Annotated in this window: 12 protein-coding genes; 8 read left to right on the top strand and 4 right to left on the bottom strand. The window is 69.1% G+C overall.

The annotated features are described in order from the left end of the window. Nucleotides 1-37: 37 nt before the first annotated feature. Both AU187_RS10070 and AU187_RS10065 read right to left on the bottom strand, forming a co-directional pair. Nucleotides 38-1,519, bottom strand: a complete 1,482-nt coding sequence (locus AU187_RS10070) for a flavin-containing monooxygenase (protein ID WP_059166663.1) — start codon at nucleotides 1,517-1,519, stop codon at nucleotides 38-40. Nucleotides 1,520-1,605: 86 nt separating this feature from the next. Then, nucleotides 1,606-2,565 carry an alpha/beta hydrolase gene (locus tag AU187_RS10065; protein ID WP_059099960.1) on the bottom strand — a complete coding sequence of 320 codons (960 nt, stop codon included), beginning with the start codon at nucleotides 2,563-2,565 and terminating at the stop codon, nucleotides 1,606-1,608. Between AU187_RS10065 and AU187_RS10060 the strand changes: the two genes are divergently transcribed. The 8 genes from AU187_RS10060 to ribD are packed head-to-tail and all read left to right on the top strand — an operon-like array spanning nucleotide 2,564 to nucleotide 11,661. Next, nucleotides 2,564-3,298 carry a lysoplasmalogenase gene (locus tag AU187_RS10060; RefSeq protein WP_172800210.1) on the top strand — a complete coding sequence of 245 codons (735 nt, stop codon included), beginning with the start codon at nucleotides 2,564-2,566 and terminating at the stop codon, nucleotides 3,296-3,298. The genes AU187_RS10065 and AU187_RS10060 overlap by 2 nt on opposite strands. 54 nt (nucleotides 3,299-3,352) lie before the next feature. Then, a complete protein-coding gene (locus AU187_RS10055) occupies nucleotides 3,353-5,299 on the top strand; it encodes a primosomal protein N' (RefSeq protein ID WP_082683873.1) in 1,947 nt (648 codons plus the stop codon). A gap of 37 nt (nucleotides 5,300-5,336) precedes the next feature. After that, nucleotides 5,337-7,097, top strand: a complete 1,761-nt coding sequence (locus AU187_RS10050) for a DUF2207 domain-containing protein (RefSeq protein WP_059166662.1) — start codon at nucleotides 5,337-5,339, stop codon at nucleotides 7,095-7,097. Next, the gene (locus tag AU187_RS10045; RefSeq protein WP_059099963.1) at nucleotides 7,091-7,627 is read left to right on the top strand and encodes a LemA family protein; all 537 of its coding nucleotides are present in this window, start codon (nucleotides 7,091-7,093) and stop codon (nucleotides 7,625-7,627) included. Before AU187_RS10050 ends, AU187_RS10045 begins: the two co-directional genes overlap by 7 nt. Before the next feature lie 45 nt (nucleotides 7,628-7,672). After that, nucleotides 7,673-8,602, top strand: coding sequence for a methionyl-tRNA formyltransferase (gene fmt / locus AU187_RS10040; RefSeq protein WP_059099964.1), 930 nt, complete (start codon nucleotides 7,673-7,675; stop codon nucleotides 8,600-8,602). After that, on the top strand, nucleotides 8,599-9,981 hold the full coding sequence (locus AU187_RS10035) for an RsmB/NOP family class I SAM-dependent RNA methyltransferase (protein WP_059099965.1): 1,383 nt from the start codon (nucleotides 8,599-8,601) through the stop codon (nucleotides 9,979-9,981). The genes fmt and AU187_RS10035 overlap by 4 nt, the downstream gene beginning before the upstream one ends. A gap of 4 nt (nucleotides 9,982-9,985) precedes the next feature. Further along, on the top strand, nucleotides 9,986-10,663 hold the full coding sequence (rpe, locus tag AU187_RS10030; RefSeq protein ID WP_059099966.1) for a ribulose-phosphate 3-epimerase: 678 nt from the start codon (nucleotides 9,986-9,988) through the stop codon (nucleotides 10,661-10,663). Continuing rightward, nucleotides 10,660-11,661 carry a bifunctional diaminohydroxyphosphoribosylaminopyrimidine deaminase/5-amino-6-(5-phosphoribosylamino)uracil reductase RibD gene (gene ribD, locus AU187_RS10025; RefSeq protein WP_059099967.1) on the top strand — a complete coding sequence of 334 codons (1,002 nt, stop codon included), beginning with the start codon at nucleotides 10,660-10,662 and terminating at the stop codon, nucleotides 11,659-11,661. The genes rpe and ribD overlap by 4 nt, the downstream gene beginning before the upstream one ends. Here the strand turns inward: ribD and AU187_RS10020 are convergent. Further along, the gene (locus tag AU187_RS10020; protein ID WP_059099968.1) at nucleotides 11,642-12,658 is read right to left on the bottom strand and encodes an ATP-binding cassette domain-containing protein; all 1,017 of its coding nucleotides are present in this window, start codon (nucleotides 12,656-12,658) and stop codon (nucleotides 11,642-11,644) included. The genes ribD and AU187_RS10020 overlap by 20 nt on opposite strands. Before the next feature lie 3 nt (nucleotides 12,659-12,661). Continuing rightward, a complete protein-coding gene (locus AU187_RS10015) occupies nucleotides 12,662-13,711 on the bottom strand; it encodes an ABC transporter permease (protein ID WP_059166661.1) in 1,050 nt (349 codons plus the stop codon). Nucleotides 13,712-13,746: the final 35 nt, after the last annotated feature.

Here is a 13,746-nt window from a genome sequence, read left to right as displayed (position 1 = left end):
CAGCGGCGGTGAGCGCCGCTAACACTCCACAAATCGCTCAGGAAGTGAACGCGTAGTCCGAAAGCGGGAAGCGGCGGCTGCGCCAGTAGGTCTCGGGTGTGCTGGCCGGCCGCAGCGGAACGTCGCCGTTCTTGTCGAAGTAGTAGCTGCGAGCGAGTTGGCAGCTGTCCTGCCAGAAGATCTGGCGGTGCCGCTTGCGCATCATCTCGGCGAAATAGCGGTCGTTGGCCTCCTGCTTCACCTCGACGCGCTTCGCGTGCTTGCGCCGGGCCTGCTTCAGGCAGCGCACGATGTGGTGCGTCTGTGTCTCGATGAGCGTGAAGTAGGAATTCCCGACGTAGCCGTACGGGCCGAACACCGAGAAAAAGTTCGGAAACCCCGGCACGCTGACGCCCTCGTAGGCCTGCAGCCGCTGCTCGTTCCAGAGCTGGCTCCACGTCAGCCCGCCCGACCCGGTCAGTGGATAGGTCGGCATCTCGTCGACGTCCATCACCTTGAACCCGGTCGCCAGGATCAGCACGTCCACGTCGCGCGTCACCCCGTCGACAGTCGCGACCCCGGATCCGGTGATCTTGTCGATCGGTTCGGTGACCAACTCGACATTGTCGCGGTTGTACGTCGACAGATACGTGTTGTGGAAGCCGGGTCGCTTGCAGCCGACGGCGTAGCGCGGCGTGAGCTTGTCGCGCACCTGCGGGTCCTGTACCTGCTTGCGCAGATACGCCTCACCGACCTTGGACATGTTCTTGGCCATCGGGTTGAGGGTGAAGTACTGCGCGGGCAGCGTGAACGTCAGCTCGACGTATGCCTGGCTGAGCAGCCGCTGCACCGTGTGCCCGCCCGGGAGCCGCATCAACCGCCGCATCATCGGCGAGAGCGGCACGTCGGGCTTGGGGAAGCACCAGATCGGAGTGCGCTGAAAAACAGTGAGCTGCTTGACGATTGGCGCGATCTCCGGAATGACCTGCACTGCTGAGGCGCCCGTCCCGATGATCGCGACCCGCTTGCCGGTCAGGTCTTGTCCGTGGTCCCAGCGCGCGGTGTGCATGGTGACGCCGGCGAACGAATCGACGCCGTCGATATCGGGCAGGTTCGGAGTGATCAGCACCCCGCTGGCGTTCACCAGGAACCGGGACGTGACCTGTTCGCCGGTATCGAGTTCGACGCGCCACGAGTTGTCCTCGTCGTCGAACGTCGCGCCGGTCACCTTGGTGTTGAACCGGATCTTCGGCCGCAGACCGTACTTGTCGACGCAGTGCTCGGCGTAGGCCTTCAGTTCCTTGCCGGGCGCGTAACTCCGCGTCCAGTTCGGGCTCTTCTCGAAGGAGAACTGATAGGAGAACGACGGAATATCAACGGCGATACCGGGATAGGTGTTCCAGTACCACGTGCCGCCCGGTCCCTCCCCGGCCTCGACGACCAGGTAGTCACCCATCCCCGCCTTGTCGAGCTTGATCGCAGTACCGATGCCGGAAAATCCGGCGCCGACGATGACGGTGTCGTGATCTGGCGCTGTCATAGGGCCTCCCGTCGATGCGAAGACGTTGCGCCCACGGTACCGGCCCAGCGCTGCGTCATGAAGACATCAGGCCACACTCGACCGCATCACCCGTGCAGTGCGCGACGCAACGCCGACAATCCCCGCTCGGTGGCCTCGGTCGCGGCGGGCACCACACCCGCATAACCGAGATAGCCATGGATCAGCGTTTCGGCGTTGTGCAGTTCGACGGGGACGCCCGCGGCGGCCAGCAACTCGGCGTAGCGGGCACCGTCGTCGCGCAGCGGATCGTGACCCGCGACGGCGATGTAGGCGGGCGGCAGACCGGTGAGGTCCTTTGCGCGGGCGGGCGCCAGCGTCGCGGGCATGTCCGACAGATCCATGTCCGCCACGTACCACCGTGAAAAGCCGGTCACCGCAGCAAAGTTGAGGATCGGCGCGTCGGCGTTCTCCTTGAACGACGGCAGCGACACGTCCCACGTCGTCGCCGGATACCACAGCAGCTGGAAGCGGATCGGCGGTCCGCCCGCGTCGCGCGCCAGCTGAGAAACCACCGCGGCGAGATTGCCGCCCGCCGAATCACCGGCCACTGCGAATCGATCCGCGTCGACCTGCAACTCGTCGGCGTGTGTGCCGACCCACTGCGTCACCGCCCACACGTCGTCGACGGCGGCGGGGTAGGGGTGCTCGGGCGCGAGCCGGTAGTCGACGGAGACCACCACGGCGTCGGCGGAGGCCGCATGCCGACGTGCGGTGCTGTCGTAGCTGTCGAGGTCGCCGACCGACCAGCCGCCGCCGTGGACGAACAGCACGACGGGCGGCGAGGTGTCGCTTCCGGTCGCCGGGCGGTACACCCGCACCGGGATGGGACCGCCGGGCCCGTCGACCTCGAGGTTCTCCGCCCGAATCTCGGGATTCGTCTCGACGCGGGGCAGCGCGTTGAACCGCTGCCGCGCCGCCTGCGCCCCACCGTCGGTTGTCAATTGGAACGGGACCTTCTCTAGTACCTTCAGCAGGATGGCGTCTATGGGCTCCGGGCTGGCCGGCCCTACTTCTGAGACTGACATGGGGACACCGTACGTTCACCGGCGGACCAGGCTTCTGTGGGTGGCGGCGGCGGTAGTCGGCGCCTGCTACACCGTATTTCTGAGCGTGACCGCGCAGCGGCTCCCCGAGGGCGCAGCACTCACCGGCCAGTTCGCGCTGCAGCCCGCGGTCAAGGCGGCCGCGGCGGTGCTTCTCGCGGCGGCCGCGCTGACCCACCCGGTCCGCCGCGAACGACGCTGGCTGGTGGCCGCCCTGCTGTTCTCGGCGGCGGGCGACTTCCTGTTGGCACTGCCGTGGTGGGAGCCGTCATTCGTGCTGGGGCTGGGCGCCTTTCTCGTCGCGCACCTGTGCTTCTTGGCGGCGCTGTGGCCGCTGGCCGCCCGGTCGACGCCGCGGCTGGCCGCTGCGGCGATCATCGTCGCCGCCTGTCTGGCCTTGCTGGTGTGGTTCTGGCCGCGGCTGATCGAGGAGGGGATGGCGCTACCGGTCACGTTGTACATCGCGGTGCTCGGCGCGATGGTGTGCGCCGCACTGCTGGCGCGCCTGCCGACGCCGTGGACCGCCATCGGCGCGGTGTGCTTCGCGGTGTCCGACGCGATGATCGGCATCGGCAAGTTCGTCCTGGCGCCAACGGACGCAGAGGCGCTGGCGATTCCGATCTGGTCGGTGTATGCGGCGTCACTGCTGCTGATCACGGCGGGGTTCTTCTTCGGCCGGACAGTGGTGTCCGCGCGGTCTGCTACCACTTCGTAGGTGAAAAGCCCACGGCAGCAGGCTGAGCACGAGCCGATCGCGCGCGTGCTGCCCATGCTGACCGTGCCTCATCTCGACCGCGAATTCGACTATCTGGTGTCGGCCGAGCAGTCCGACGACGCGCAGCCCGGCGTCCGGGTGCGGGTGCGGTTCCACGGCCGGCTGGTCGACGCTTTCATCCTCGAAAGACGTTCCGACACAGACCATGTCGGCAAGCTCGGCTGGTTGGACCGGGTGGTGTCGCCGGAGCCGGTGCTGACACCGGAGATCCGCAGGCTGGCCGACGCCGTCGCGGCGCGCTATGCGGGCACCCGCGCGGACGTGCTGCGGCTGGCGATCCCACCGCGCCACGCCCGGGTCGAGAAGCAGGACCCGCCGGAGTCGGTGACGTTCACCGCCGGCTCGGTCAACACCGCCGCGTGGTCCGCCTATGGCCGCGGTGCACAGTTCCTCGCGGCGCTGGCCGACGGTCGCGCGGCGCGCGCGGTCTGGCAGGCGCTGCCCGGGGACGCGTGGCCGGACCGACTGGCCGAAGCGGCGGCGGTCGCGGTGAACTCCGGTCGCGGTGTGTTGGTGATCGTCCCGGATCAGCGTGACATCGACGCGCTGCACGCCGCAGCCGTGCGCCTCGTCGACGACACGCGCGTGGTGGCGCTGTCGGCCGGACTTGGCCCCGCGCAACGTTACCGACGGTGGTTGTCGGTATTGCGCGGCGCTGCCCGGCTCGTCATCGGCACCCGCAGCGCGGTTTTCGCGCCCGTCACCGACCTCGGCCTGGTGATGGTGTGGGACGACGGCGACGACACGCTCGCCGAGCCGCGGGCGCCGTACCCGCATGCGCGGGAGGGCGCGATGCTGCGCGCCCACCAACTCCGGTGCGCCGCACTGATCGGCGGCTACGCCAGGACCGCCGAGGCGCAGGCGCTCGTGCGCAGCGGCTGGGCGCATGATCTGGTCGCGCTTCGACCGGTGGTGCGCGCGGCCTCCCCGCGCGTGATCGCCCTCGACGACAGTGGTTTCGAGCAGGAACGCGATCCGGCCGCCCGGACCGCCCGGCTACCGTCGATGGCACTGCAGGCGGCGCGCAAGGCGTTGCAGGCCGGCGCGCCGGTGCTGGTTCAGGTACCACGCCGCGGATATGTGCCGGCGTTGGCGTGTGCGCGGTGTCGGACCATCGCCCGGTGCAGGCACTGCACCGGCCCGCTGTCGCTGCCCGACCGGGATGCCGCAGGCGCGGTGTGCCGATGGTGTGGTCGAACCCATACCGCTTTGCGCTGCGTCCGATGCGGCTCGGACGCGGTGCGCGCGGTCGTCGTCGGGGCCCGTCGCACCGCCGAGGAGCTCGGCCGGGCCTTCCCCGGGACGACGGTCATCACCTCCGGCGGTGACGCGATGGTGGCCGAAGTGCCGCCACATCCGGCGGTCGTGGTCGCTACACCCGGTGCGGAGCCCGCCGTTTCGGGCGGCTACGGCGCCGCGCTGCTGCTGGACAGCTGGGCGCTTCTCGGCCGCCAGGACTTGCGTGCCGCGGAGGATGCCCTGCGCCGTTGGATGGCCGCAGGCGCTCGGGTCCGCAATCGGGCGGACGGTGGGGTGGTCGCGGTGGTCGCCGAGTCCGCGATACCCACCGTGCAGGCGCTGATCCGCTGGGATCCGGTCGGCCACGCGGACATTGAGCTGAACTCCCGTACCGACGTCGGCCTGCCCCCGGCCGTGCACATGGCCGCGATCGACGGCCTGCCCGAGGCGGTGCACGCGCTGCTCGACACCGCACCACTGCCCGACGGCGCCGAGCGGTTGGGGCCGGTCGATCTCCCGGCCGGTGCGCGCCGGCCGCCCGGAATCCCTGCCGACGGCACGGTGATCCGGATGCTCGTCCGGGTGCCCCGCGACACCGGACTGGCGCTGTCCTCTGCCCTGCGACGGGCGGCTGCGGTGCTCAGCGCACGTCACGATCAGCAGCCGGTTCGCATCCAGATCGACCCGCTGCACATAGGGTGAGTCGGACACCCGGCAACGGGCAGGACAGGAGGTCCGCATGCGCCGCTTGTTCGCGTGGTCGATCACGGTGCTGCTGCTCGCCTTCGGGCTGCTGTGGCCGGTCATCTTCACCGGCGGCGGCTCGGACGCGGCCCCCGTCGACGACCCGGTCGTCATCACCGACTACAACATGGACATCGTCGTCGACGGCAACGGACGTCTCGACGCGGTGGAAACCATCACGGCGGACTTCCCCGGCGGCAGGCACGGGATCTTCCGGTACTGGGATGTGACCAATCCCAACAGCCCTCACGTCCGGCAGACGCCGAAAATCAAATCGATCCTGCTCGACGGCGAGTCGGTGTCGTATCAGATGCTGTGGGAGGACGGGGAGCGGTTCCGGGTCGCCAAAATCGGCGATCCCGACGAATACCTCAGATACGGCGAGCACGTGTTCGAGATCCGTTACTCCATCGAAGGCGTTCTCGATCCCGGAAACGTCGGCGCCGACCGAAGATTCGCCTCATCGACCGGCGAACCCGCGGCCTCGGACTCGGTGTTCTTCTGGAATGTGATCGCACCGGCCTGGAACAACCGCATCCAGCGGGCGGATGTCTCGATCCGGCTGCCCGGCAACGTCGCCCAAGTCCAGTGCTCGGTCGGCTACGGCACCGGCGCGCCGTGCCGGGACCTGACAGTCACGGGAAACCAAGTCGAGCTCTCCGCGCAGTACCTCGCGCCGCGCACACCCGTGACGGTGCGCGCGGGTGTCGACGTCCCCACCCCGTCGCGCGCCGAACTGCCGTGGACCAACAAATGGGACCGGGTGCTCGGCTCGTCGCTGACCGGAGTGCTGTGGGTCGCGGCCCTGACCGTGGCAGCCGGCGCGGCCGCGCTGCTGTGGTATCGCACCACGGTGGAACCGTCGCCGGGCTTTCCGCTGCAGTACGCGCCGCCGCCCGGTCTCGGCCCGGTCCAGACCGAGTACATCCGCACCGAAGCGGTTCCCAAGAACGGCCTCACCGCCACGCTGTTCTACCTCGCCGAGCGCGGGCTGATCGAGCTGCGTCAGATGAGCGACCAGCATTGGCGTGTCCGGGGGATCGCCGAGCGCAGCGCGTGGCTCGACGTCGACCCGGTCGGCGTGGCCGTCGGGTCGGCGTTGAAAGTGATGGGCCCGGGCACCGAGTTCGAAGCCAAGAAGACCGTCAAATCGGGGCAGAAACTCACCAAGGCCAAGACCGACATGGCCAAAGCCGTCGAGAAGTGGGCCTTCGATAACAAGCTGCTCGCCAAGCGCAAGAAGGAGCTGTGGGTGCGGACCGCGAACGCGATCGCGTTCCTGTTCATGCTGTTCGGCGTCTTCCGATGGGTCTTCCCGACCACGATGTGGGCGCTGCCGTTCGCGGCCTTCTTCCTGCTGTCGGTCCGATCGTGGTCCGCGGGCGTGGGGACCCGCCGAACGGAGACGGGCCGCGAACTATGGTCGCGCGCAGGCGGTTTCCACCGGTTGCTGACCACGGATTCGGCTGAGGCGCGGTTCGATTTCGGGGCGCGCAAGGATCTCTACTCGGCCTATGTCCCGTTCGCGGTCGCCGCGGGCGCCGCGGCCCTGTGGGCCAAGAAGTACGAGGCGGCCACGGGCGCACCTGCACCGCAACCTGATTGGTACAACTCGTCGTCGACCAGCGGCGTGGGCTTCGTCGGTGGCTCCCGAGGGGCGAGCTTCGACAGCTTCGAGTCGGCGTTGTCGTCGTCGATCGGCGCCTACACCGCGTCACAGTCGTCCAGCAGCGGCAGCGGCGGCGGATCATGGTGACGTTGCTGTTGGTGTGTGCGCTGGTGTTGGCGGTACTGGCGTTCGTCGTGTTCGTAGTCGGCTACAACAAGCTGCGTGCCGCCGATGTGCGAGTTGCCGAGGCGCTCAGCGGTATCGACGTCGAACTCACGCGCCGCGCATCGCTGATCCCAAGCCTCGTGCACACCGTGCAGACCTTCGCCGCACACGAGAAGGGCATCCTCGACCACGTCACCAACGCCCGGGCGGCGTTGACCTCCGCGACGGCGGGTAAGTCGGTGGCCCAGCGCAGCGCCGCCGAGAAGGACCTCGACGCCGCGCTGGCCCCGCTGCTGGCTCTCGGACAGGACTATCCGCAACTGAACTCGTCGAACAACTTCCTCAACTTGCAGGAGAACCTCACCGACAGCGAGAACAAGCTCGCGTTCGCGCGCCAGTACTACAACGATTCCGTCGCCACGCTGAACCGCTTGATCACCACGATCCCGTGGATGTTCGTCGCACCGCTGACCGGTGTCGCGGAGCGGGAGTACTACCAGACGCCGCGCTGAACACGCATCGGTATCCGCGCCGAATGCCCTCTCTACACTGGCGCGGTGCGCATCGTCTTCGCCGGGACGCCCGAGCCCGCCGTGCCGTCGCTGCGTCGGCTCGTCGAATCGCCACGTCATGACGTCGTCGCGGTGCTGACCCGCCCAGACGCCGCCTCGGGCCGGCGCGGAAAACCGTCGCCGTCGCCGGTGGCCCGGTTCGCACTCGAGCACGACATCCCCGTGCTGCGGCCGCTCAAGCCCAACTCCGATGAGTTCGTCGCCGAACTGGCCGCGCTCGCCCCGGAGTGCTGCGCCGTCGTGGCCTACGGGGCCCTGCTGAAAGACACGTTGCTCACAGTGCCCGCCCACGGCTGGGTCAACCTGCACTTCTCGCTGTTGCCCGCCTGGCGCGGGGCAGCGCCGGTGCAGGCCGCGATCGCCGCCGGCGACACCGTGACCGGCGCGACGACGTTCCAGATCGAGCCGGCCCTCGACTCCGGGCCGGTCTACGGCGTGGTCACCGAAACCATCCGCCCCACCGACACCGCGGGTGAACTGCTTGAGCGGCTGTCGATTTCGGGTGCGGCGTTGCTGGAGACGACGCTCGACGGGATCGCCGACGGATCGCTCGCCGCGGTGCCACAGCCCTCGGACGGCGTGACGATCGCGCCGAAGATCACCGTCGACGAAGCCCGGGTGCGATGGGATCTGCCCGCACACGTCGTCGAGCGACGCATCCGCGCCGTCACACCGAACCCCGGTGCCTGGACGATGTTCGGCGACCTACGGTTCAAACTCGGTCCCGTCAGCGTCGACGACCAGTCAGTAAGCCTGCCGCCCGGCATAATTCGGGCCGATCGCACCGGCGTGCGCATCGGCACCGCGTCCGCCCCCGTGCTGCTCGGCACGGTTCAGCCACCCGGTAAGAAGCCGATGAACGCGGCCGACTGGGCCCGCGGCGCCCGCCTCGACGAAACGGCGCGAGCCGAATGACCCCGCCCCGCAAGCGGCCACGTCAGCGGCGCCAACCGCTCGACCCGGCGCGCCGCGCTGCATTCGACGTCCTGCGGGCGGTTTCGGAGAAGGACGCCTACGCCAACCTCGCACTGCCGGCCATCCTGCAGGATCGCGGGATCGGCGGCCGCGACGCCGCTTTCGCCACCGAACTCGCCTACGGGGCCTGCCGGACGAAAGGCCTGCTGGACGCCGTCATCGGCCGCGCCGCCGACCGTCCGCCGGACAGAATCGATCCTGTCCTGCTCGACCTGCTTCGACTCGGCACCTATCAGTTGCTGCGCACCCGGGTCGAGCAGCACGCCGCGGTGTCGACCACCGTGGAGCAAGCCGGAATCGAGTTCGATTCGGCGCGAGCCGGTTTCGTCAACGGCGTGCTGCGCACGATCGCGTCGCGGGACGAGCAGTCCTGGGTCGAGGAGCTGGCGCCCGACGCGACCACCGATCCGATCGGACATGCGGCGTTCGTCCACGCGCATCCACGCTGGATCGCCCAGGCCTTCACCGATGCGCTCGGCGCCGACGCCGGCGACCTCGACGCGCTGCTCGCCAGCGACAACGCCCGACCGGCGGTTCACCTCGCGGCCCGGCCCGGCGCGTTGACCGCCGCGGATCTGGCCGCCCAGGTGGGCGGCACGGTCGGCCGCTATTCGCCGTACGCCGTGTATCTGACCGGTGGCGACCCGGGCCGGCTTCAGGCCGTGCGTGACGGCACGGCGCTGGTGCAAGACGAGGGCAGCCAGCTCGTGGCCCGCGCGCTCACGCTGGCCGAACTCGACGGCGACGACGGCGGCCGCTGGCTCGACCTGTGCTCGGGCCCTGGCGGTAAGACCGCCTTGCTCGCCGCGCTGGCCGGCGACGGACGCGTCACCGCGGTCGAGCCCGCGCCCGCACGGGCCGACCTCGTCGAGCAGAACACCCGCGGCCTCCCGGTCGAGGTGCTGCGCGTCGACGGCCGTGACCCCGGTGTCGAACCCGGCTTCGACCGGGTGCTGGTGGACGCGCCCTGCACGGGACTGGGCGCGCTGCGGCGCAGACCGGAGGCCCGATGGCGGCGTCAGCCCGGCGACGTGCCGCCGCTGGCCAAACTGCAGCGCGAACTGCTGGCCTCGGCGATTCGCCTGACGCGCCCGGGTGGCGTGGTGCTGTATGCGACCTGTTCACCGCATCTGCCCGAGACCGTCGGTGTGGTCGCCGACGCGCTGCGCCGACACCCGGTGACCGCCCTGGACGCCCGGCCCTTGTTCTTCCCGGCGGGCGACGCCGCCGACAACCTCGGCGCCGGGCCGTATGTGCAGTTGTGGCCGCACCGGCACGGCACCGACGCCATGTTCGCGGCCGCGCTCAAAGTAGGGTAGGCGCATGCGAGGACCGCTTATTGCGCCGTCGATTCTGGCCGCCGACTTCGCCCGGCTCGCCGACGAGGCCGCGGCGGTGCCGGGTGCCGACTGGCTGCACGTCGACGTGATGGACAACCACTTCGTGCCGAACCTGACCATCGGTCAGCCGGTCGTCGAGGCGCTGCTGAAGGTGACCGACATTCCGATGGACTGCCATCTGATGATCGACAACCCCGATCGGTGGGCACCGCCGTACGCCGAAGCGGGCGCGTACAACGTGACCTTCCACGCCGAGGCCACCGACAACCCCGTCGGCGTCGCCCGCGACATCCGGGCGGCGGGCGCCAAGGCGGGACTCTCGGTCAAGCCCGGAACTCCGCTGGAGCCGTATCTGGAGATCTTGCCGGAGTTCGACACCCTGCTGATCATGTCGGTGGAGCCGGGCTTCGGCGGCCAGAAGTTCATCCCCGAGGTGCTGGTCAAGGTCGGCACGGCCCGGCGTCTCGTGGACGCAGGCGAGCTGACGATCGTCGTCGAGATCGACGGCGGCATCAACGCGGACACCATCGAGCAGGCCGCCGAGGCGGGAGTGGACTGCTTCGTCGCGGGGTCGGCCGTCTACAGCGCAGAGGACCCCGCGGCGGCGGTGGAATCGTTGCGCCGTCAAGCCGCCGCCGCGTCCAACCACCTGCGCCTATGAACCTCGAGGCCGCGATGCGGCTGGCGATCCAACAGGCCGACAAGGCCAAGGGCGCCACCTACCCCAATCCGCCTGTGGGAGCGGTCATTCTGGATCGCGACAACGAGGTGGCAGGGGTCGGCGCGACCGAACCGCCCGGCGGTCCGCACGCCGAGGTGCTCGCGCTGCGCCGGGCGGGTGAGCGCGCCGTCGGCGGCACCGCCGTCGTGACACTCGAGCCGTGCAATCACCACGGCCGGACCCCGCCGTGTGTCGACGCCCTTGTCGCAGCGGGTATTTCGACAGTTGTCTACGCGGTGGCCGATCCGAATCCGGTCGCCGCCGGGGGAGCGGCACGACTTGCCGACACGGGGCTGACAGTGGCCGCGGGTGTGCTCGCCGACGCCGTGGCGGGTGGTCCGTTACGCGAGTGGTTGCACAAGCAACGCACCGCTGCACCGCATGTGACGTGGAAGTTCGCGACAAGCGTCGACGGTCGCAGCGCGGCGGCGGACGGCAGCAGCCAGTGGATCACGAGCGAAGCCGCGCGCGCCGACGTACACCGCAGGCGTCGGGTGGCCGATGCGATCGTGGTGGGCACCGGCACGGTGTTCGTCGACGACCCGGTGCTCACCGCGCGGTTGCCGGACGGTACGCTGGCCGACCGTCAGCCATTGCGGGTCGTTGTGGGCGAACGTGAAATCTCCTCGGAAGCAAGGGTTCTCAACGACGATTCGCGCACGATGGTGATCCGCACCCACGACCCGCATGAGGTCATCAAGGCGCTTTCCGACCGCACCGACGTGCTGCTCGAGGGTGGCCCCACATTGGCGGGAGCCTTCTTGCGCGCGGGGGTCATCGACCGCATCCTGGCCTACGTGGCGCCAATCCTGTTGGGCGGCCCGATAACCGCCGTCGACGACGTCGGGGTGCTGAGCATCGCGCACGCCCAGCGGTGGCGGTTCGACGGGATCGAACCGATCGGTCCCGACGTGCTCCTCAGCCTCGTTCCGGGGTAGCTGCTTCCTCGGCGGCCAGCGGGCGGTGCTCGATGAGCTCGCGTACCCCGGCCGCCCCCAGCTGTTCTCGGAATGCCTGCACCGTGTATCCCACGACCGTCGCGTCGGTGCGCGCCTGCGCGGTCGCCGACCGCGGCAGGTGGAACAGTGGGCCGATCTCGCCGAAGTAGTCGCCCTTGGTCGCCAGCTTCAGCATCTCCTCGCTGCCGCCGGGAAGCGCACGCACGATCTCGATCTCACCCTCGGTCACGACGTAGATGAGGTCGCCCATCGTGCCCTGCTCGAAGAGCACCTGACCCGCCTCCAACTCGACGCTCTCTGGCGGGCGATCCACCGACGCGAAGTCGGGCACCATCTCGACAACGCGATCGGCCAACGGCAGGATCCGGCTGTCGTGTGTCGCGACGACCACCATCCGGGAGCCGGAGGCCAACTCGCGGATCAGCTTCAGCACCTCCTCGACCTGAATGAAATCCAGGTGCGCGGTGGGCTCGTCGGCCAGGATCAGCGGCGGGTCCAATGCGATCGCGCGGGCCACCGCCACCCGCTGTTGCTGCCCGCCGCTGAGATCGCCGGGCCGGTGGTTGAGCCGGTCCTCCAGACCAACCCTGCCCAGCAACTGTTCGGCGCGCTTGCGCGAGGCACGACGCGACATGCCCGAAGCGCGCAGCGGCACCATCACGTTCTCGACCGCGGTGAGGCTCGGCACGAGGTTGAACGCCTGAAAGACGAACCCCACAGTCTCGCGCCGGTATGTACCAAGGTCCTTGGCGCTCAACGATGTCACGTCGACGTCGCCGAACTTGATTGCGCCATCGGTGGGTTGCAGGATCCCGCCGAGGCAGGACAACAGCGTCGTCTTCCCGCATCCGCTCGGTCCCATCAGAATCACCAGCGAGCCCGCCGCGACATCGAGGTTCAGGCCGTCGATCGGCCGCACCTTGTGCCCGCCGCTGGAGTACTCGACCACGAGGTTCTGAATCGACAGATCACCCATGCGTCAGGGTCCTCCGAATGCCATCGCCGGATCAACGGACACCGCGCGGTGCAGTCCGGCCGCGCTGGCGATCAGGCCGATCACGACCGCGATCACCGGCAACGCGACGAACGCCTGCGTCGGGATGATGACCTGCATGGGAAACAGGGGCCCGAGCAACAGCGACAGCCCCGCCCCGACCAAAGCGGCCAGCAACGCCACGATCACCGCTTGTAGCGCCAGCCCGGCCATCACCGAACGCGTCGGTACGCCAATCGCTTTGAACACGGCAAAATCTCGTAGCCGTTCGAGCGCAGACAGGTAGATGACCGAACCCACGATCAACGCCGCGACGATCCACAGCAGGATCGCGACGATGGTGATCGAGTTGACCGCGACCTTCAGCGGCCGAAGCAGATCCTCGATCGCGCCCGCGCGGTCGACCGCGCGATAGCCGTCCGGCACCCGCTCGAGTGACCCGCGAACCCCGATGGACGCGACCAGCGGCTCACCGCCGTAGATCAGCCGCTGCGCTCCCTGTGTGGTGAGGAACACGTTGGGCAGGTTCGCCAGCGCGGTCGAGTTCTCAACGAGGCCGACGATACGCAACGTCCGGGAAGCGATCTCGACTTCATCGCCGACACCGCGGCCCAGCGTGGTCGACACCGCCACTTCGTCGGGATCCGTGGGCACGCGCCCTTCCGCCACGGCCGGCATGCCCGGACCGCGTTCCGGCGCACCGAAGATGTCGACATTGCGCGTCTCACCGTCCAGAGTCGCGGTGCCACCGGCATAGGCCAGGGGAGCGGCCGCGTCGACGCCGGGTGCCGCGGCGATGCGCCGCAATTCGGTGGGCGCGAACGGTGTCGCGCCCACGAAGGGACCCGATGCGCCGGCTTTGACGATGAACTGGTCGACCCCGAGCGAGTCGACCGTACGCTCGGCCTCGGTCTGGAAACCGTTGGCCAATCCGGTCAGAACGAGCGTCATCCCGAAGATGATCGCGGTGGACAGCACCGCGATCGCGAAACGCCGCCTTCTCCACTGCATGTCGCGAAGCGCGGCGAGGAGCATGTTCGCGACGTTACCCAGGGGCGTCGGTCGGTGGG

The organism is Mycobacterium sp. IS-1556, assembly GCF_001499985.1.
GTDB lineage: Bacteria > Actinomycetota > Actinomycetes > Mycobacteriales > Mycobacteriaceae > Mycobacterium.
The sequence above is the reverse complement of the archived record's forward strand: the minus strand, read 5'-3'. Positions and strand labels throughout refer to the sequence as shown.